Annotated in this window: 17 protein-coding genes; 8 read left to right on the plus strand and 9 right to left on the minus strand. The window is 66.2% G+C overall.

Annotation, left to right across the window (positions count from 1 at the left end):
* The first annotated feature begins 120 nt into the window (after window positions 1-120).
* Window positions 121-813 (plus strand): GntR family transcriptional regulator, encoded by a 693-nt coding sequence (locus LDO86_RS15590; RefSeq protein ID WP_018768753.1) that lies wholly within the window; start codon window positions 121-123, stop codon window positions 811-813.
* A gap of 1 nt (window position 814) precedes the next feature.
* Here the strand turns inward: LDO86_RS15590 and LDO86_RS15595 are convergent, their stop codons facing one another.
* The 3 genes from LDO86_RS15595 to LDO86_RS15605 all read right to left on the minus strand — a co-directional run bounded on the left by LDO86_RS15595 (window position 815) and on the right by LDO86_RS15605 (window position 4870).
* The gene (locus tag LDO86_RS15595; RefSeq protein WP_224084100.1) at window positions 815-1540 is read right to left on the minus strand and encodes a FadR/GntR family transcriptional regulator; all 726 of its coding nucleotides are present in this window, start codon (window positions 1538-1540) and stop codon (window positions 815-817) included.
* A gap of 111 nt (window positions 1541-1651) precedes the next feature.
* The gene (locus tag LDO86_RS15600; RefSeq protein ID WP_026265688.1) at window positions 1652-3022 is read right to left on the minus strand and encodes an FAD-linked oxidase C-terminal domain-containing protein; all 1371 of its coding nucleotides are present in this window, start codon (window positions 3020-3022) and stop codon (window positions 1652-1654) included.
* Window positions 3023-3124: 102 nt separating this feature from the next.
* Window positions 3125-4870 (minus strand): L-lactate permease, encoded by a 1746-nt coding sequence (locus LDO86_RS15605; RefSeq protein WP_224084101.1) that lies wholly within the window; start codon window positions 4868-4870, stop codon window positions 3125-3127.
* 227 nt (window positions 4871-5097) lie between these two features.
* Between LDO86_RS15605 and aceB the strand changes: the two genes are divergently transcribed.
* Window positions 5098-6714 (plus strand): malate synthase A, encoded by a 1617-nt coding sequence (gene aceB / locus LDO86_RS15610; RefSeq protein WP_224084102.1) that lies wholly within the window; start codon window positions 5098-5100, stop codon window positions 6712-6714.
* A 145-nt stretch (window positions 6715-6859) separates the two neighbouring features.
* Here the strand turns inward: aceB and LDO86_RS15615 are convergent, their stop codons facing one another.
* Genes LDO86_RS15615 through paaA form a run of 6 tightly spaced genes read right to left on the minus strand, consistent with a single transcriptional unit; the run spans window position 6860 to window position 11725 of the window.
* A complete protein-coding gene (locus tag LDO86_RS15615) occupies window positions 6860-7645 on the minus strand; it encodes an enoyl-CoA hydratase-related protein (protein ID WP_224084103.1) in 786 nt (261 codons plus the stop codon).
* 24 nt (window positions 7646-7669) lie between these two features.
* Window positions 7670-8896: a 1,2-phenylacetyl-CoA epoxidase subunit PaaE gene (paaE, locus tag LDO86_RS15620; protein WP_224084104.1), complete on the minus strand. Its 1227-nt coding sequence runs from the start codon at window positions 8894-8896 to the stop codon at window positions 7670-7672.
* Between the two features lie 9 nt (window positions 8897-8905).
* Window positions 8906-9427 carry a 1,2-phenylacetyl-CoA epoxidase subunit PaaD gene (paaD, locus tag LDO86_RS15625; RefSeq protein ID WP_156400238.1) on the minus strand — a complete coding sequence of 174 codons (522 nt, stop codon included), beginning with the start codon at window positions 9425-9427 and terminating at the stop codon, window positions 8906-8908.
* A gap of 5 nt (window positions 9428-9432) precedes the next feature.
* Window positions 9433-10356: a 1,2-phenylacetyl-CoA epoxidase subunit PaaC gene (gene paaC / locus LDO86_RS15630; RefSeq protein WP_056392826.1), complete on the minus strand. Its 924-nt coding sequence runs from the start codon at window positions 10354-10356 to the stop codon at window positions 9433-9435.
* Complete coding sequence (paaB, locus tag LDO86_RS15635) at window positions 10353-10733, minus strand: 1,2-phenylacetyl-CoA epoxidase subunit PaaB (protein ID WP_056392823.1); 381 nt, start codon at window positions 10731-10733, stop codon at window positions 10353-10355. The genes paaC and paaB overlap by 4 nt, the downstream gene beginning before the upstream one ends.
* Window positions 10730-11725, minus strand: coding sequence for a 1,2-phenylacetyl-CoA epoxidase subunit PaaA (gene paaA, locus LDO86_RS15640; protein WP_018768763.1), 996 nt, complete (start codon window positions 11723-11725; stop codon window positions 10730-10732). Before paaA ends, paaB begins: the two co-directional genes overlap by 4 nt.
* Window positions 11726-12081: 356 nt before the next feature.
* On the opposite strand from paaA, the gene LDO86_RS15645 reads away from it, so the two are divergent.
* The 6 genes from LDO86_RS15645 to LDO86_RS15670 all read left to right on the plus strand — a co-directional run bounded on the left by LDO86_RS15645 (window position 12082) and on the right by LDO86_RS15670 (window position 18663).
* Window positions 12082-13107, plus strand: a complete 1026-nt coding sequence (locus LDO86_RS15645) for a hypothetical protein (protein ID WP_224084105.1) — start codon at window positions 12082-12084, stop codon at window positions 13105-13107.
* Window positions 13108-13213: 106 nt separating this feature from the next.
* Window positions 13214-13606, plus strand: a complete 393-nt coding sequence (locus LDO86_RS15650) for a cupredoxin domain-containing protein (protein ID WP_018768765.1) — start codon at window positions 13214-13216, stop codon at window positions 13604-13606.
* 154 nt (window positions 13607-13760) lie between these two features.
* The gene (locus tag LDO86_RS15655) at window positions 13761-14531 is read left to right on the plus strand and encodes a CHRD domain-containing protein (protein WP_026265692.1); all 771 of its coding nucleotides are present in this window, start codon (window positions 13761-13763) and stop codon (window positions 14529-14531) included.
* A 338-nt stretch (window positions 14532-14869) separates the two neighbouring features.
* Entirely contained in the window at window positions 14870-15262 is a 393-nt protein-coding gene (locus LDO86_RS15660) for a sortase (protein ID WP_231377417.1), read from the plus strand.
* A 48-nt stretch (window positions 15263-15310) separates the two neighbouring features.
* Window positions 15311-15943, plus strand: coding sequence for a hypothetical protein (locus tag LDO86_RS15665; protein WP_018768768.1), 633 nt, complete (start codon window positions 15311-15313; stop codon window positions 15941-15943).
* 74 nt (window positions 15944-16017) lie between these two features.
* A complete protein-coding gene (locus LDO86_RS15670) occupies window positions 16018-18663 on the plus strand; it encodes an AMP-binding protein (RefSeq protein ID WP_018768769.1) in 2646 nt (881 codons plus the stop codon).
* Window positions 18664-18741 lie beyond the last annotated feature (78 nt).

Here is an 18741-nt window from a genome sequence, read left to right on the forward strand (position 1 = left end):
ACGACTCATCGATTGTCTAACAAGTACACATGTCCGTCAAGAGCGATGAATACTTGTCTGGCAAAATGGGATGGAGACGCCCCTTGTTTGCTCGAAACTTGTTTGTTGGAACGGAGATCTGTGGCCGGCCGTATTGCAGCTGTCTCGATTGTGGAAGCGGTGGCTTCGGACCTGCGGCTCCGCATTTTCTCCGGTGAGCTACCCTCCGCCCACGCGCTGACGGAGACGGACGTGGCTACGTCCTACGACGTCGCTCGCCCCACCGCGAAGGCAGCCATCGAGAAGCTGGTGGCCGAGGGCCTGCTGGTTCGCGGCACGCACAAGACCGCCCGGGTGGCGGACCTGGGACCGGAATCGGTGCGCGACATCTACCTGGCCCGGGCGTACCTGGAGAGCGAAGTGCTTCGCCGGCTCGCCGCCGCACGCACAGTGCCCGCCGGGGCGGTACAGGCCAACCGGGATATCGCTGCGCTGGCCACCGGAGCGCCGCTGGACGTGGTGGAACCGGACATGCGGTTCCACACCAGCCTGATCGACGCCGTGGGGAACGAGCGGATCAGCAGGATGTACTCGTCCCTCGTGGCCGAAGTACGCCTGTGCATGTCCCGGGTACAGTCGCTGCACCTCCTGGACACCACTTTGATCCAGGCTGAACACGAAAAGCTCCTGAAGCTGATCGAGGCCGGACAAGGCGAAGAGGCCGCCCAGCTCCTGGACCAGCACCTGGGACGCGCGCGCGAGCGCCTGGTGGCCGCGATGGGCGGCGAGGCGGGCCCGGAAGCGGACCTGCCGTCCATGCCGGTGCGGCAGTAACTCAGCGCAACCTGTCAGCTGTCTGTTCGTACAGCCATGCGATATGGCTCCGCAGCAGCTCCGCGGCGCGCTCGGCGTCCTTTGCCTCCACAGCATCGAAGATCCCGTGGTGGTGGGCCCTCAGCTGCTCCAGCACCGTGGGCCACTGCCCAAGGGCATCCAGGGCGTCCTTGAGGTAGCCCCGGATTGAGCCGCTGAGCGACTCCATGATCGTTTCGATAACCGTGTTACCGCCCATGGCACTGAGGGCCAGGTGGAACTCCGCGTCGAGGGCGTGGAATGTTTCCGGATCGATGTCCGGGGCATCCATGGCCTCGAGCAGTTCCCTGGCCCGCTGGATCCCGGCCGGGTCGTCGTGCAGGGCCGCCGTCCTGGCTGCCCAGGTTTCCAGAAGAATCCGGGCTTCGACGATCTCCGCAACCGGAAGACGGCTGCTGGCAATGTGCAGGCGTAGGGTGGCGGACAAGCCGGCTGACGGCTCGGAAACGATGACCGAGCCAGACTTGGGGCCGGACCTGTTGGAACTTCGAAGGACCCCCATGGCGTCCAGCAGGCGCATGGCTTCGCGCACTGAAGCGCGCGAAATGCCGTAGGTTTCCGCCAGTATCCGTTCACCTGGCAGCTGATCCCCGATTTTGAACCGGCCTGAGCGCAGCCCCGCCTCAATATCCTCTACCAGGACGTCGTACGTCCGCCTGGATCCCGGTGCCACCGAAGGTTTGGTCATGGATCCATCCTGCCCTAACAACCAGCACCTGCGTCCTGTCCTGCTGCGCCACGGAGAACCGGCGCAGCAGGACAGAAGCGGATCAAGGAACCATGGGACGGGTTGTCCGGCTCAGATTGCCTTGCCGGGATTGAGGATTCCCTGGGGGTCGAAGACATTGCGGATGGCGCGCTGGAGTTCCAGCGAGGTGCTGCCGAGCTCGTCCTCGAGCCAATCGCGCTTGAGCAGGCCGACGCCGTGTTCCCCGGTCAGCGTGCCGCCCAGGCGCTGTGCCAGGTAGAACATGTCGCCAAGGGCCTTTTTGGCCGGTCCTTCCGTGATGGATTGGTCGGGGTTGACGACGATCATCGGGTGCAGGTTGCCGTCCGCTGCGTGGGCCACATTGAAGATCCGGACCCCCGTCTTCCGGGAGATGTCCTCCAGCCCCGCAAAGACATCTGCCAGCCGGTTCCGCGGCACGCCGATGTCGCAAATGGACACGCGGCCCAACGTCTCAAGCGAGGGAATCGCTTCCCGCCGGGTGGCCACGAGCGCATCCGCTGCCGACGTGTCCACTGCCTTCTCGACGTGACTGGCGAAGGGTTCAATGGCTTTGAGGAGGACGTCCTGCTCTAGGAACGCGCCGTACCCGTCAGTCTGCGCCAGCAGGAAGGCGCCGCCCTTGGACCGGTGGTTGGTGCCATGCACGGTATCGACGGCTTCCAGCGTGGGGCCGTCCATGAGTTCCAGCACCGAGGGCTGCAGCCGGGCGGCGATGATGGCGGATGCTGCCAGCGCGGCGGCGTCCACGTCCGGGAAATAGGCGGCGACGGTGGCGGTCTGGATGGGTTTGGGCCGCAGACGGAGCGTAGCTTCGACCACCACGCCCAGCGTTCCCTCGGAGCCGATCATCAGCGCGTTCAGGTCGTATCCCGTGACGCCCTTGATGGTGTTCCGCCCGGTCCGCAGCACCCGGCCGTCGGGCAGGACCACGCGGAGGGCGAGCACGGATTCCCGTGTAACCCCATATTTTGCGCACCACATTCCGCCGGCATTGGTGGCAATGTTGCCGCCGATGGAGCAGATTGCCGTGCTGGCCGGGTCCGGCGCATAAAAGAGTCCATGCTCCCCCGCGGCCGCATTCACCTCCGCGTTGAGGACGCCGGGTTCAACCACGGCCAACTGCTCCACGGGATCGATGTGCAGGATCCGGTTCATCCGGGCCAGGTCAAGGACTACTTCCCCGGCCTGCGCGGAAGCTCCGGCGGCAAGGCCCGTTCCGGCTCCCCGGGGAACCACCGGGACATTGTGGGCCGCGGCAAGCTTCATGGTTGCCACAACTTCTTCGGCACTGGTGGCATAAACGACGCCGTCGGGCAGGCTCGGCGGAACGTAGCCGGAACGGTCCGTGCTTACCCTGACCCGCTCATCCAGGTCTGTGGAGGTGTGAGCGCTTGCAGCCAAAAGCGCTGCTGATGCTGTGACAGCTGTAGTTGTACTCATGGGAAGGAAACCTCTTTGTCTTCTAGGGTGGGTTCTTTGGGCACCCGGCCGGGCGGAACCGCTCCGCCCGGCCGTATTCCCGGTGTGCAAGGGTGGCGCCGGCTAGGGGATCATCCAGCCGAGCACCGGGGTGGACTGCAGGACGATCAGCACCGTGATCAGGGCCAGCAGACCCAGGCTCCAGCCGATCAGTTTGCGGAACAGCGTGCCCTCGGCGCCCTCCAGGCCCACCGCCGCTGAGGCGACGGCCAGGTTTTGCAGCGAAAGCATCTTGCCCATCACGCCGGCCGAGGAGTTGGAGGCAGCCATCAGCACCGGCGGGAGGCCGGTCTGCGCGGCGGCGGTGGCCTGCATCTGCCCGAAGAGTGAGTTGGACGAGGTATCCGATCCGGTAAGGGCAACACCGATCCAGCCAATCAGCGGCGAGAGGAAGGCGAAGAAGCCGCCGGCGGACGCAAGGGCGAGGCCCAGGGAGGTGGTCTGTCCGGACAGGTTCATGACGAAGGACAGGGCCAGGACGGTGGTGACCGTGAGGATGGTCCAGCGCAGCTGCTTCAAGGTTTCCCAGTAAATGCGCAGGCCCTGGGCTGCCGACAGGCGGTACAGGATCATGGTGATGAGGCCGGAGACCAGAAGCAGGGTTCCGGTGGCTTTGAGGTGGTCGAACTTGAACTTCTGCGCGGCAACATGCTTCCCGCCGGCATCCACGACGTCCAGGCCCGGCCAGGCGAAGCTGACGCTTCCGTTGGCGCTCAGCCAGTCCTTGACTGCGGGGATCTGGGCGATGGAGAAGACGGCCATGATGATCAGGTAGGGCGCCACAGCCATCCAGATTTCCCGGCGGACGGGCCGCTCCGTGGCGCTGGGCCGCGCCGCGACCCGGGTGGTCGCAGCCGCGGAGACAGCCTCCGTAACCGATGCGGATGCCGGTATCCTTGCCGAACCGCGGCTTGAGGATGACGGGCCGGACGGACGTCCTTCCTCAAGATCGCCTGACCCTCCGGACTGCCCGGACATATCAATGATTTCCCGCGGCTGCCAGACACGGAGCATCAGCAGCACGGCGGCCACGGTAGCCACAGCAGCCACGACGTCGGTCAGTTCCACAGCGATGAAGTTGGACGTGATGAACTGGAAGATGCCAAAGACTGCGCCGGCCACCAGTGCAACGGGCCAGGTCTGCTTGAGGCCGCGCCTGCCGTCCACGATGAAGACCAGGAGCAGCGGCACGATGAGGGCGATGAAGGGGGTCTGGCGGCCGGCCATCGAGGACAGGTCGTGCAGCGACAGGCCGGTCACGCCGTTCAGGGCGATGATGGGCGCGGCCATGGCACCGAAGGCCACCGGCGCGGTGTTGGCCAACAGCGAGACGATGGCGGATTTCAGCGGCTTCATGCCGGCGGCCATCAGCATCGCCGACGTGATGGCAACCGGGGCGCCGAAACCGGCGAGTGATTCGAGGAGCGCGCCGAAGCAGAACGCAATCAGGATCGACAGGATCCGCAGATCGTTGGAGATGGAGCGGATGGTCCGGCCCAGGGCATCAAACCAAGGCGTGGCCACCGTGAGTTTGTAGAGCCAGAGCGCGTTAATGAGGATCCACAGGATGGGGAACAGGCCGTAGAAGGCTCCTTCTGCCGTGGCGCTGAAGACCTGGTCCACAGGCATACGCCAGACCATCAGGGCCAGGAGGATGGACAGCGCCAGGCTGGCGATCGCGGCTATAGCCGCTTTCACCCGGAAGACGCCCAGCAGGACAAACAGGAGAATCAACGGCAACGCCGCGCAGAGCGCGGACAGGCCGAGTGAACCCCAGAGGGGGTCCACGACTTGCTGGTAAGTGCTCACAAAAAACTCCTTTGTATTTGGAGCGGGGAGGGTAGGGCGCGATGAATGGGATAAGAAACGCCGAGCGGTAATTCCACAATGTGAGATTGAGATATTGTCTCGTGGACAAACTGTATGTATTGGTCTGACCGCTAGTCAATGGTCTGACCGATTATTCTGAAGCTCTTGTTTTTTCATCTGGCAGAACATAATGTCCGTATCGTGAAACTCCTCGAAAGGACCAAGCAATGCCCCTGACCCGAACCGCTGCCCTGCCCTTTGACCGCGCCGCCGAAATCCTGACACCGGAAGCCCTGGACTTCCTCGCCGCACTCCATGGACGCTTCGCCGCCGAACGCGATGCCCGCCTTGCTGCACGGCAGGAGCGCCGTTCAGAAGCCGCAAAGACCGGAGCCCTGGACTTCCTGCCGGAGACAGCAGCCGTCCGCGAAGGCGACTGGACCGTTGCCTCGGCGCCCCCCGCCCTCCGGGACCGCCGGGTGGAAATCACCGGCCCATGCTCCCCCGCCAAGATGGCGATCAACGCCCTGAATTCGGGGGCAAAAGTATGGCTGGCAGACCTGGAGGATGCCAGCTGCCCCACCTGGTTCAACGTCATCGACGGCCAACTCTCGCTGTACGACGCCGCACGCGGAACCTTGGCCTACACATCCCCCGAGGGCAAGACGTACGCCCTTCGAACCGATGCGCCCACCGCCGTCGTCATCATGCGCCCCCGCGGCTGGCACATGGAGGAGCGGAACCTGGAATTCGACGGCAAGCCCGCCATCGGCGCCCTGGTGGATTTTGGACTGCACTTCTTCCACAACGCCAGGCAGCTCCTTGAGAACGGCCACGGCCCCTACTACTACCTTCCGAAGATGGAAAGCCACCTTGAAGCCCGGCTGTGGAACGACATCTTCGTTTTCGCACAGGACGCCATCGGCATCCCGCAAGGAACCATCCGGGCCACCGTCCTGGTGGAAACCATTCCCGCGGCCTTCGAGATGGACGAGATCCTGTATGAACTGCGGGACCACGCCTCCGGCCTCAACGCGGGGCGCTGGGACTACTTGTTCAGCATCATCAAGTATTTCCGCGATTCCGGTTCAAAATTCACCCTGCCTGACCGTGCAGCGGTATCGATGACCGTTCCCTTTATGCGCGCCTACACCGAACTCCTGGTCAAGACATGCCACCAGCGCGGCGCGTTTGCTATGGGTGGCATGGCAGCAGTCATTCCGAACCGCCGCGAGCCCGAAGTCACGGAAGAGGCGTTCGCAAAAGTACGGGCAGACAAGACCCGCGAGGCCAACGACGGATTCGACGGCTCCTGGGTTGCACACCCAGACCTCGTTCCCATCTGCATGGAGGTATTCGACCAGGTCCTGGGAGATGCCCCCAACCAGGTGCAGCGGACCCGCCCAGAGGTCCACGTCACCGCCGAACAACTGCTCGACATCGAGTCGGCACCCGGCGACGCCACCGAAGCCGGTCTTCGCGGGAACCTGTACGTTTCCATCGCCTACACCGCAGTGTGGCTGTCCGGGAACGGGGCAGTTGCCATCCACAACCTGATGGAGGATGCCGCGACGGCGGAAATCTCCCGGTCGCAGGTCTGGCAGCAAATCCGCAACGGGGTAGTCTTCGCCGACACGGGGAACACGGCAACCCGCGAACTGGTTGAGCGCCTGCTGGCCGAGGAAACGGAAAAGCTCCGGAACGAGGTGGGCGACGATCTGTTCAACCGGTACTACGGACCGGCATCCGGCATCATTTCCCGGATCTGCCTGTCCGAGGACTACACCGATTTCCTCACCACACCGGCCTACGAGCTACTGGAATCGGAGATGGCGGCCCGGTAGGGGTACCTGCCTGGGCGGTTTCAACCGATAGACGGCTGGAGGCCCGGCGCCAATGCGGCGGCGGACCTCCAGCCTCATCGATTGCTCCGTAACTGCCGTTTTCGGCCCCGGAAAGGACAGTTGCGGACCAATCGAGGAGGTGTAATCAGTGGCCGCCGGTGAATTTCGGTTCGCGCTTCTCCTGGAAGGCCCGGAAACCCTCCGCGTAGTCGTCGGTTTTGCAGAGGCGTGCCTGCTCCTCGTTTTCCTCCTGCATGGCCTGCCACAGGCCCAGCCGCTGGTCACGGATGTGCGCCACCAGCTCCTTCGAGGCAACGAATGCCTCGGTGGCACCTGCAGCAACGCGCGAAACGATCGCCCGCGTGGAGTCCAGCAGCTCGGCGGCCGGCATGGCACGGCTGAACATCCCCTGCGCCACCGCCTCCGCACCGGAGATCAGGTCCGCCGTGTAGATCAGGTCCAGCGTCCGGTGCATGCCCATCCGCTCCGTGAAGTACCAGTGCCCGCCCGAGTCCAGCGTGGCCCCCAGCTTGGCGAACGGCGAGCCGAACTTGGCGTTCTCCGCCACGTACACCACGTCCGTGGCCAGCAGCAGGCCCAGCCCCACGCCCAGGCACGCGCCCTGCGCCGCGGCAAAGGTGGGTGCGGGAAATGAAGCCATCTTCTTCAGCAGCGGCTCCACCAGCCCGCCCAGGTAGGCGGCGGCGTCGTCGCTCTCCGGGGTGACGCCCGCGATGTCCCGGCCCGCGCAGAAGGCGCGGCCCTCCCCCCTCAGCAGCAGCGCCCGCACCTCACCGCGTGAGGCGGCGGCAGCAGCGTCGTCGTACGCCTGTGCTAAATCCCGCAGCGCCTGCTCATCCAGCGAGTTCAGCTTGTGGGGTGCGTCCAGGACGACTTCTGCAACACCGTTGCTGATGGAAAGGGAAATCATGGGGCTCCTTTAGTGAGTAACAACTTAAACGTCGAAGTCGACCGTGACTTCCTTGCTGGTGGGGTGGCTCTGGCAGGTCAGCACGTAGCCCCTGTCCAGCTCATCCTGCTCCAGCGCGTAGTTCTCGTCCATGGTCACGCTGCCGGTGACCACCTTGGCCCGGCAGGTGCCGCACACTCCGCCGGCGCACGCGAACGGCACATCCGGGCGGACCCGCAGCGCCGCGTTGAGGATGGACTCGCGGGCGTGCGTGGGGCTGGCCACCTCGCCCTGCAGGCCGTCCAGCTTGAACGTGATCTTGTACGTCTCCTTGGACTCGTCCACCACCACGGGACGGCCGGCCTGCCCCTCCGGACGGTCCGGCTTGCCGGACGTGAACAGCTCGAACCGGATGTTCTCCGGCTTCACCCCGCGCTCGGCCAGGGTGTCCCGGCACAGCTGCACCAGCTCGAACGGCCCGCACAAGAACCACTCGTCCACATCGTCCGCGTGCAGGGCGGTGCCCAGCAGCTGCTGCAGCTTCTCCGCATCGATCCGGCCGGACAGCAGCGGCGCGATCCGCTGCTCTCGCGAGAGCACGTGGTGGATGGCCAGCCGCTGCGGGTACTTGTCCTTCAGGTCCGCCAGCTCCTCCAGGAACATCACGTCCATGGCGGCCTTGTTGGCGTAGATTAGATCGAACCGGGTGTCCGGGTTGGCGGCCAGCAGCGTCCGGGCGATGGCGATCACCGGGGTGATTCCGGAACCGGCGGCGATGGCCACGAAGTTCCCCGGCTCCCCCGCCAGGTCCTCCGGGTGGTTCATGGAGTTCATGACGTTCTGCTCCACGGCCACGCCGTCACGGCCGTGCTTGGACACGAACGCGCCCATGGGGCTCATCACGTCCAGGGTGTCCCCCGCCTTCAGCTCGGCGTTGGCCCACGTGGAGAACAGCCCGCCCAGGTCCTTCTTGATGGCCACGCGGATTTCGCTGGTGCCGTCCGCGAAGCTGCGCGGCTCGGCGCAGATGGAGTAGCTGCGGCGGATCTCCTTGGGCTCGCCGTTCTCATCCGGCAGCGTGGTGCGCAGGGCCACGTACTGGCCGGGCAGGTAGTCGAACTTGCCGGCGAGCTCCGCCGGCACATGGAAGCTGACCTCGATGGCATCGTCGGTGAGCCGGCGCACCTCCTTCACGGCCAGGGTGTGGAAGGACGGACGACGGCGGCCGGTCAGCTCAGCCTCTTCGGCGGCGGTCTGGCGGACAACAGGCATGGGGCTTCCTTACAGGACTTTGAAGTAGTCGAACGGTTCCTTGCAGTCCTGGCACACATACAGCGCCTTGCAGGACGTGGAACCGAAGCGGGTGAGTTCCTTGGTGTTGAGGCTGTTGCACTGCGGGCACTTCACGGCCAGGCTCAGCCGGACCGGGCCGGAGTGGCCCCCGGCGTTGCTGTGCCCGGTGGGCGGGGCGATGCCGTACTGCTGCAGCTTCTGCTTTCCGGCCTCTGTCATCCAGTCCGTGGTCCACGCCGGGGCCAGGACCAGGTCCACGTGCACGTCCTCGTAGCCCTCCTTCTTGAAGGCGGCGTAGACGTCGTCGCGGATGGCATCCATGGCCGGGCAGCCCGAGTACGTGGGCGTGATGGTCACGGTGACGCTTTTGCCCTGCACGTCCACGTTGCGGAGGATGCCCAGGTCCGCGATGGTGAGCACCGGGATCTCCGGGTCCACCACGGTGGCGGCGATGTCCCAGGCCCGCTGCTGCGGGGTCCGGGTGCGGGTTTCGAAGTCCGAGACGTACATGGCTGTCACCAGCTGGCCCCGGGATGCTCGCGGGCCAGCACCTGCATCTCCGCAAGGATGTAGCCCAGGTACTCCGAGTGCTTGCCGTACCGGCCGCCGCCCGGGGCTGCGGGCACGTCCGGGACCTCCAGTTCGGCCTCGGTGAGGATTTCCGCGGTGAGGCGGTCAAAGTCCTCCCTCAGCGAGGAAGGGGCGACGGCGGCACCCGCCTGGGCGAGGCGCTGCGTCAGGTCATCGTCCTGGAACAGTTCGTTGACGTACGGCCACATGAGGCGCAGGCCGTGGATCATCCGCTTGCGGGATTCCTCGGTGCCGCCGGCCAGGCGCAGGACCCACTGGGCGCTGTGGTCCCGGTGGTAGTCCACTTCCTTGACGGCCTTGGCGGCGATGGCGGCCAGGGTTGCGTCGGTGGATCCGGTGAGGCGGCGGTAGAGCTCGTACTGGTAGTAGCTCACCACGAACTGGCGGGCGATGGTGGCCGCGAAGTCGCCGTTGGGCTGCTCGAACAGCTGGACGCTGCGGAACTCATGCTCGCGGCGGAAGTACGCCAGGTCATCCTCGGACTTGGCCGAGCCGTCCTCGTTGGTGAACGCGGCGCCGGCGTAGGTGAGGAAGCTGCGGGCGTGGCCCAGCTGGTCCAGGGCGATGTTGCCCAGGGCGATGTCCTCCTCCAGCTCCGGGGCGCGGGAGATCCAGTGGCCCAGGCGCTGTGCCAGGATGAGGGCGTCGTCGCCCAGGCGGAGGGCGTACTCGGCGATGTCCTCCGAGGGCTTCACCAGGCCGGTGCGGACCTCGAGCGCGATGTCCTCCGGGCGCAGGGCGTTGCCGGGGGTGATGCGGGTGGCGGAGGCGTTGGAGTCGCCGCCGGCCACGCCGGTGGAGATGTCGCCGTGGCCTGTGGTTTCGGGGCTGGTGTGGGCGCTGCTCACAGGTGCTTCACCCCTTCGCTCTTGGTGTAGTACGTGGCGTGCCGGTAGTCCTTGCCCTGCGGGGACTCGAAGAACGAGCCCTTGGAGTCGGGATCGCTGGCGGCGATGGCCTCGGCCGGGACCACCCAGATGGACACGCCCTCGTTGCGGCGGGTGTAGAGGTCCCGTGCGTTCCGCAGGGCCATGGCGGCATCCGGGGCATGCAGGGATCCGGCGTGGACGTGGCTCAGGCCGCGGCTGGACCGGACAAAGACCTCCCAGAGGCCCCACGCGCTCTTGTCATGGTGTTCCTGCGGGGCTGGCGACGCCTTGGGGGCTTCGCGGTTGATCTCGGTGGCGGAGCTGGCCGGTGTTTCCGGGTTGCCGTGCGGGCTCATGCTGCGTATTCCTTCTGCTGCTTTGCTGACTGTTTTGCTGCGTAAGCCGCCGCTGCCTCGCGGACCCAGGCGCCGTCGTCGTGCGCTGCCCTCCGCCGCTCGAGGCGCTGGGCGTTGCAGGGACCGCGGCCGGCCAGGACTTCCTGGAACTCGTGCCAGTCCAGCGGGCCGTGCTCCCACTTCCTGGTGTCCTCGTTGAAGCGGACCTGGTCATCGGGGAGGGTGAGGCCCAGGACCCTGACCTGCTCCACCATCATGCCCACGAAGCGGCTGCGGAGCTCATCATTGCTGAACCGCTTGATGTTCCAGGCCATGGACTGCTTGGAGTTGGGGGAATCGTCGTCCGGCGGGCCGAACATCATCAGGGCCGGGGCGTACCAGCGGTTCACGGCGTCCTGGGCCATCTGCTTCTGCTCGGGGGTGCCGTTGGAGAGTTCGAGGAGGATCTCGAAGCCCTGGCGCTGGTGGAACGATTCTTCCTTGCAGATGCGCACCATGGCGCGGCCGTAGGGTCCGTAGGAGGCGCGGCACAGCGGGACCTGGTTGCAGATGGCTGCGCCGTCCACCAGCCAGCCGATGGCGCCCATGTCCGCCCAGGTCAGGGCCGGGTAGTTGAAGATGCTGGAGTAGCGGGCCTTGCCGGCGATGAGGTCGTCCATCATCTTGTCCCTTGTTTGTCCAAGGGTTTCGGCGGCGGAGTAGAGGTAGAGCCCGTGGCCGGCCTCGTCCTGGACCTTGGCCATGAGGATGGCCTTGCGCTTCAGGCTGGGGGCGCGGGAGATCCAGTTGGCTTCCGGCTGCATGCCGATGATCTCGGAGTGTGCGTGCTGGGACACCTGGCGCAGCAGGGTCTTGCGGTAGGCCGCGGGCATCCAGTCGCGGGGCTCGATGCGCGAGTCCTCGGCGATGATCCGGTCGAAGTGGGCCTGGCCTGCGGCTTCTTCTTCCGGGGTTAGCTCAGCGGGCACTGACTGCAGGTTCTGCGCTGCCATGGTTGCTCCTATGCAAAGACCGTCTGGGACGTGCCGAATTATTTACCGACCGTTCGTTCAGGATATGCGGCAGCGCCGGACCTCGTCAAGCGTCCCCCTCCCCCTCGCGACGCCCCATCACTTCCCGCCCCCTTTCCCGCGATCCCCCATCACTTCCTGCACCCTTTCCCCAGACGCCCCATCAGGTCCTGCAAAAGGTGCGTGCCGCCGTCGTTATGGCCTGTCAACTCTGGTTTTGGCGATGAGTCCGGTCATATACTTTCCACGCCCTACCGGGCCAAAATAACGAAACATCCCATGGTTCGGCGTTCCGATGCCGGCGACAGCAATGCGCGCAGTTTCTCCGTGAAGGATGGATGCTCTTGAGACGGTTCCTTGCCCTGGTATCTGCTGTTGCGCTGGCCTTCATTGCCATAACCGGGTTGAGTCCCGGTACCGCCAGGGCTGCGGCCGGGCTGTGCATGGGTGCGCCGCCTGCCGACGGCACCGTGTACGCGGAGACCCGGCAGTTCGTGGATACGCAGTCGTGGTGGATGCCGGACGCTGACCAGGCCAACAACGCCGTCACCAATACCGGCCACCTCCACCTGGGGGCCTGCGTCCCGGAACGGGAAACCATCAGCTCGGGCAACCTCACCGTGAACGTCCGGGTGATCCTTCACGACAACCCGGGCACCGCCGACTACGTGGCCATGGTGTTCAAAACCTCGGACCGGGAAACCACCGTCCAGAAATGCTACCTGCGGGCCGCGGCACCGGACTTCAGCTGCCCGGGGCCGGCCGGCGCCGGCGGGGGCGACTTCACGTGCACCGGCACCTGCGAGCGCTGGCTCACCTTCTCCGCACCCATCTCCGGCTTCAACCACTCAGGCACGCAGGAGGTCCGCTTCCGCGGGTTCGTTTCCGAGCCGGACGGCAACGAAATGAGGGCCAACTTCAACTGGCAGGTCAACATCCAGAACGGCAAGTCCGCCTCCGATGTGACCAGGGACCCCTTCCTGCGGGGCAAGGGCTGGTACACCCACGCCGGATACTGCGAGTCCTCGGTCCGCAGCCTGCCCCTTCCCGACGGACCGGTGTCGGGAGTCTGGGCTCCCCTCGTGGGCCTGACCAGCCACACGGACGGCTCGCGGCCGGCTACCCACTCCTTCATCTCGGTAGACCCGGACTTCCACGCGGTTCCGGCCAACCCGGGGCTGGTCCTCTGGGACTCGGCGGGCGCCTTCGGACCCGAGCCCTTCGGGGCCGCTCCCCTCGCGATCGACACCCGTGGCCTGGCCAACGGCGTGCACAAGCTGCACCTGCGGACGTCCTGCCGGGACGACAAGCTGGGCTCCACCAACTCCGGGGTGATGGTTGTGCCCTTTACGGTGGCGAACTGACCCCCCATCCTGGAGGCCGGGGGCAACGAATAGGGCGCACAGGGTAGTTTCCTGAAGGCCCGCCATCCGGCGGGCAACGGACGCATCCCTCCTGAAAGGGATTGCCATGAAAGCTTCTTCTTGGATCCGGGCCGTCACCGTGGCCATCGCCTTGGGCGGGATCACCGGGTGCGCTGCCGGGAGTGGGAATACTCCTGCCACGCCTTCAGCTGGTTCCCCCAGATCGTCGGCGGAGGGATCGGCGCAAGCCGCCACTTCGGTGATCACGATACGGAATTTCAAGTTCGAGGTCCCCACCACGGTCAGACCGGGATCGATGGTGACGGTGACGAACGCCGACAGCGCCCCGCACACGGTGACGGCAAAGGACCATGGCGGGTTCGACGTTGCGGTCGATCCCGGTGAAACCGCAATTTTCAAAGCGCCCGACTCACCCGGGGAGTACGGGTTCGTTTGCAGCTTCCATTCCCGAATGACGGGAACGCTGATGGTGAAGTGACCGCCACAGCCTCCATCAAAAGAGCAATGACCACACGGAAAAAGTGAATCAGGCCACGTCCACACCCATCCGCTGATGGTGCCGCCGCGAAGTACCGGTGTCTCCTGTCTGGGGACGCCACCATCACACGGACGTGAATGAGGAGATTTTCCGAATGAATAAGTCACTTCGCTTTATGGCAGTCCCCACCCTTGCCCTCGCCGCACTCGCCCTGTCCGGTTCACCTGCAATGGCCGCCGACGGCTCGTACCAGTCAACGCTGAAGCAGATCAACGGCAGCGCCGGATCAGGCACCGTAACAGTTGATGTCATGGGCAACCAGGCCCACGTCGTCCTCAAGGTGTCGGGCCTGCCCGCCACCTTCATGGATGCGCCGTACCCCCACGTCCAGCACATCCACGGCGGGGCCAAGGGCGTCTGCCCCGACCCTTCTGCGGACAAGGACGGCGACAAAGTCATCTCCACCACCGAGGGCGCACCCTCATACGGTGGCATCGTCACCACCCTTTCCACCAGCGGCGATACCAGTAAGGCAGCAGGCCTTGACCTGAAGGTCGCCGGACAGGGCGCTTCCTATACGGTGGACCGCACGTTCGAACTGAACGCCGAAACCAAGGCGGCCCTGGAATCGGGCACGGCAGTGGTTGTGGTCCACGGCCTTGACCCCGCCACCCTCAGCGCCGCAGGCCAGGCCGCCAAGAGTGACCTGGTTCCATCACTGCCGCTGGCGGCTACGTCCCCCGCCCTGTGCGGAACGCTTACGGCCGGCCAAATGAAGATGCCTGCAGGCGGCGCCAACACCGGCATCCCCTCTGAACCCGGCTCTGGCACCGACACCGGGGCCCTCGCCATCGGCGGCGGCCTGGCCCTGGTTGCCCTCGCAGGCGGAGCTTACGCCGTCCGCCGCCGCAACGCGGCAGCATAACCAAGGCTGAACGGATCAATTCTGTGACATCAAGGAATTTCGGCCGCCGTGGAGGTCCCGGGGCCTCTGCGGTGGCCGGGGTTCTGCTCGCGCTTTCCCTGGCGGGCTGTGCCGCCGGGAGCGCCACTACTTCAGACACCAGGCCTTCCCCTTCCGCCTCCGCCCCGCAAGTGGCTTCCCCCGCGGTTACATCAACGGCACCGGCGCCCCCTGTTCCACCAGAAGCCCCTGCTCCACCAGAGGCCCCGGCTGCGCCGCAGCCCCCGGCCGTTCTGAATGCGTCGCTTCCCGCTGTCCTGAGCATTCCCTCCATCGGGGTGCGAACGGACCTTCTCCACTTGGGACTGGAGGAGAACGGTTCGCTGAAAGTGCCGGATGATGTGGGCAACGGCGCACCGGCCAGCTGGTACAACGGTTCCCCCACGCCGGGAGAACGGGGCCCCTCGGTGATCCTGGGCCACGTCAACGCCCTCGGAGGGCACAAGGGCGTGTTCGCTGACCTCCGGAAGCTCAGGCCCGGTGCCGAGATCAACGTTTCGCGGGCCGATGGCAGTACTGCCGTCTTCACAGTCGACCACGGGACCCTTTACTCCAAAAACGAATTCCCCACCCTCGAGGTTTACGGCAACACTGCCGGTGCAGAGCTTCGGCTCATCACCTGCGACGGCTACGACCCCGCAACGGGGCTCTTCGATGACAACTACGTGATCTACGCCAAGCTCAAAGCCTGACAACAGCCGCGCACCCCACTCCCAGGGGCCGGCAGAATTGGATGCGCCATGAAACAGCACAAGTCCCTGCTGGCCTCCGTGGCCCTATGCACCCTGCTGCTTTCCGGCTGTGCAACAGCGGCGGGATCCGTCACCGCAGCTCCAGACAGTTCGACGGCGGCCCCGCCGGCAACGTCACCGGCGGTGGGCCACGACGGCGGCGGCCACCACGCCCAGGAATCGGCATCCCCTGGTCCGCCGGCGGGCGGGCCGAGCGCTGCTGCCCTGATGGTTTGCGGCGACCAGCCGAAGGAGAGGCTGCGGTCCATCCTGGACCTGGCTTCGAACCCGCACACCGTGGACAGCTGGGCGGACAGCACCTTCACCTGCACCTACCATCTGGCCGAGGGATCGCTGGTCATTTCTGTCCAGGAAACGGCGGACAAGGCGGCGGCACTCAAGTACTTCACCGCAATGCAGGCCCTCGCAAAAGGCGCAACACCAATCGACGGCCTGGCAAATCTTGGTTTTCCGGCATACGAAACGGCCGACGGATCCGCCGTCTTCCAGAAGGACAGCTTCGTGCTGCACGTAGACGCGTCAGGTCTTCCCCCCGCCTTGGGGCCGGACAGCATCACCCGCAACGCCCTGGCCTACCAGCTTTCGACGACGATCCTGGCCTGCTGGGTGGAACACCACTAACCGACGGCTTTACGGCACAAAAATCTTTCCTAATCCATTTGAGTTAGGTTAGGTTACCCTTCTATGGTTCTCCGGTGACTACAGAGACAAAGCTCGCCGGGGTTCCGTTCGCCGCGGACCTGGCCCGCTTCGGCGACCGCCCAGCCGTCAGCGCCCACGGCCGGTCGCTGAGCTACCGGGAACTGGCCCGGCAGGTGGAGGACATGGTCCGCGCGTTCGGGCCGGCCCGGCGCCTCATTGCGCTGGAAGCCGGGAACACCCTGCCGGCCCTGGTGTCCTACCTGGCGGCCCTGTCCTCCGGCACTCCGTTACTGATCCTGCCCGCGGGGGACTCTGCCGCGGCCGCACTGGTGGCGGCCTACGACCCCGACGTTGTTGTCAGCGCGTCGAACGGCGAAGCGGTCCTGGATGTCCGGCGGCAGCAGACCCGGCACGACCTGCACCCGGAACTCGCGCTGCTGCTGAGCACGTCCGGGTCCACCGGCTCCCCCAAACTCGTCCGGCTTTCCGCCGACGGCATCCAGGCCAACGCCGCCGCGATCGCGGAGTACCTGCAGCTGCGCCCCAGCGACACAGCGGCCACCACCCTGCCCCTCTCCTACTGCTACGGCATGAGCGTGGTGAACAGCCACCTCCTGGCGGGTGCATCCCTGGCGCTGACCGACCTCTCGGTGGTGGACCCCTGCTTCTGGGACCTGGTCCGCACGGAACAGGTGACATCCTTCGCGGCAGTGCCGTACACCTTCGACCTGCTGGACCGGGTGGGCTTCAAGGACATGGATGTGCCAAGCCTGCGGTACATCACCCAGGCCGGCGGACGGCTGGCCCCCGACCGCGTGCGCGCCTATGCCGAACAGGGCCGGCGGCAAGGATGGGACCTGTTCGTCATGTACGGGCAGACCGAGGCCACCGCCCGCATGGCCTACCTGCCGCCGGACCAGGCCATGGAGCAACCACAGGCCATCGGCGTCCCGATCCCGGGCGGGTCCTTCCGGCTTGAGCCCGTCCCCGGCCTGGGCGCGTCCGAGCTGGTGTACTCCGGCCCCAACGTGATGCTGGGGTACGCCGAACAGCCGGCGGACCTCAGCCTGGGCCGGGTGGTCACCGACCTCCGCACCGGCGACCTGGCCCGCCGCGGCCCGGACGGGCTCTACGAGATTGTGGGCCGGCGCAGCCGGTTCGTGAAGATCGTGGGGCTCCGCGTGGATCTGGGCCAGGTGGAGCGGATGCTGGCGGACCTCGGGGTGACGGCTGCGGCCGCAGGCTCCGACGACGCCGTGGTGGCCGCCATCGAAGGCGACCACGACGTGGCGCTGCTCGCCAAAACCCTGGCGCAGGACCTGGGCCTGCCGCGCGCCGCCGTCGACCTTTACCCGGTGGAAGCCATTCCGCGCCTGGGCAACGGAAAGCCGGACTATCCTGCCGTCGCCGCGCTCGCCCGTGGAGGAGAAGCGGACGACGGCGGCCCGGCCGGGGTTGTGGACGCGGGCTCGGATGACGTGCGGCGCATCTTCGCCGAGGTGCTGGAGGTGGAGGACGTCGCCGGGACCGATTCGTTCGTGTCCCTGGGCGGCGATTCACTGTCCTATGTGGTGGCGTCCGTCCGGCTGGAGCGGGCCCTGGGCTACCTTCCCGGGGGCTGGCACCTGATGCCGGTCTGCGAACTGTCGCCATCGCCGCACGTGGTGCCCGCCGCCGTCGCGCCTCCCGGCAGTGCCGGGCCTTCCGGCAGTGCTGGGCCTTCCGGCACTGCTTCCGGCACCTGGGTGCGCAGTGCCCGGCGGAGGCTGCTCGCGCCGATGGAGACCGGGATAGTGCTGCGCGCCGTCGCCATCATCGCGATCGTCTCCACGCATATTGGGTTCTTCCACTGGCAAGGCACGGCCCACGTGCTCATGGCGGTGGCCGGCTACAACTTCGCCCGCTTCCAGCTGTCGGGGGAGCGTACGGAACGGTTCCGGCGGCACCTGCGCAGCGTCGCGCGGATCGTGGTGCCGAGCGTTGCCGTGATCGCGCTGGCCTTCGCCGTGACGGACAAGTACGCCCTGCACAACGTTTTCCTGTTGAACTCACTGGTGGGGCCGGCGGGGTGGAGCGACTACTCGCGGTTCTGGTTCGTAGAGGTCCTGGTCCACATCCTGGTGGGCCTGGCCCTGTTGCTGGCGGTGCCGGCCGTTGACCGGGCGGCGCGCCGCTGGCCGTGGGCGTTTGGGGTGGCCCTGGTCCTGGTGGATCTGCCCCTGCTTTTTGGCCTGGTGGAGAGCCGGTACCCGGGGCAGGGGCCGGTCCTGTGGCTGTTCGGGCTGGGTTGGGCGGCCGCCGCGTCCCGCACCCTGTGGCAGCGTTCAGCCGTTACGGTTCTGGCCGTCCTGGCGGCTCCGGCCTCCTTCGACAACCCGTACCGCAGCGCCACCATCCTGGCCGGCTGCCTCATCCTGCTCTGGCTGCCCACGCTGCGGGTGCCCCGGGGACTCCACCGGATCATGGCGCTGCTGGCGAGCGCTTCGCTCTACATCTACGTCACCCACTGGCTGGTGTATCCCCTGTTTGATTCCGTTGACCTCTTCGAGCGCGCGGACAAGGGTTTGGCCGTGCTGGCGTCCCTGGCCTGCGGCGTCCTCTACTGGGCAGGGGCCACCCGGGCCATGGGTGCGGCGGAACGGTGGATCAAGCGGCGGCGGTCCCTCTCCCGCGCCTCGGTTGAGCCGGCCGCTATGTAGCGGGTTGGGCGCAGACCGGTTTTCGACGCGCAGATTCCCTTGCGCAGACCGTATGTTGGGTGCGCCGGGGAGCATGCG

This window comes from Arthrobacter sp. StoSoilB19 (assembly GCF_019977275.1).
Taxonomy (GTDB): domain Bacteria; phylum Actinomycetota; class Actinomycetes; order Actinomycetales; family Micrococcaceae; genus Arthrobacter.

Coding starts and splice junctions, on each gene's coding strand:
- paaA (WP_018768763.1), bottom strand. CDS start 11,725: ATGGCAGCGCAGAACCTGCAGTCAGTGCCCGCTGAGCTAACCCCGGAA.
- paaE (WP_224084104.1), bottom strand. CDS start 8,896: ATGCCTGTTGTCCGCCAGACCGCCGCCGAAGAGGCTGAGCTGACCGGC.
- paaB (WP_056392823.1), bottom strand. CDS start 10,733: ATGAGCCCGCACGGCAACCCGGAAACACCGGCCAGCTCCGCCACCGAG.
- LDO86_RS15615 (WP_224084103.1), bottom strand. CDS start 7,645: ATGATTTCCCTTTCCATCAGCAACGGTGTTGCAGAAGTCGTCCTGGAC.
- LDO86_RS15655 (WP_026265692.1), top strand. CDS start 13,761: ATGAATAAGTCACTTCGCTTTATGGCAGTCCCCACCCTTGCCCTCGCC.
- LDO86_RS15650 (WP_018768765.1), top strand. CDS start 13,214: ATGAAAGCTTCTTCTTGGATCCGGGCCGTCACCGTGGCCATCGCCTTG.
- LDO86_RS15645 (WP_224084105.1), top strand. CDS start 12,082: ATGCTCTTGAGACGGTTCCTTGCCCTGGTATCTGCTGTTGCGCTGGCC.
- LDO86_RS15595 (WP_224084100.1), bottom strand. CDS start 1,540: ATGACCAAACCTTCGGTGGCACCGGGATCCAGGCGGACGTACGACGTC.
- LDO86_RS15665 (WP_018768768.1), top strand. CDS start 15,311: ATGAAACAGCACAAGTCCCTGCTGGCCTCCGTGGCCCTATGCACCCTG.
- paaD (WP_156400238.1), bottom strand. CDS start 9,427: ATGTACGTCTCGGACTTCGAAACCCGCACCCGGACCCCGCAGCAGCGG.
- LDO86_RS15600 (WP_026265688.1), bottom strand. CDS start 3,022: ATGAGTACAACTACAGCTGTCACAGCATCAGCAGCGCTTTTGGCTGCA.
- aceB (WP_224084102.1), top strand. CDS start 5,098: ATGCCCCTGACCCGAACCGCTGCCCTGCCCTTTGACCGCGCCGCCGAA.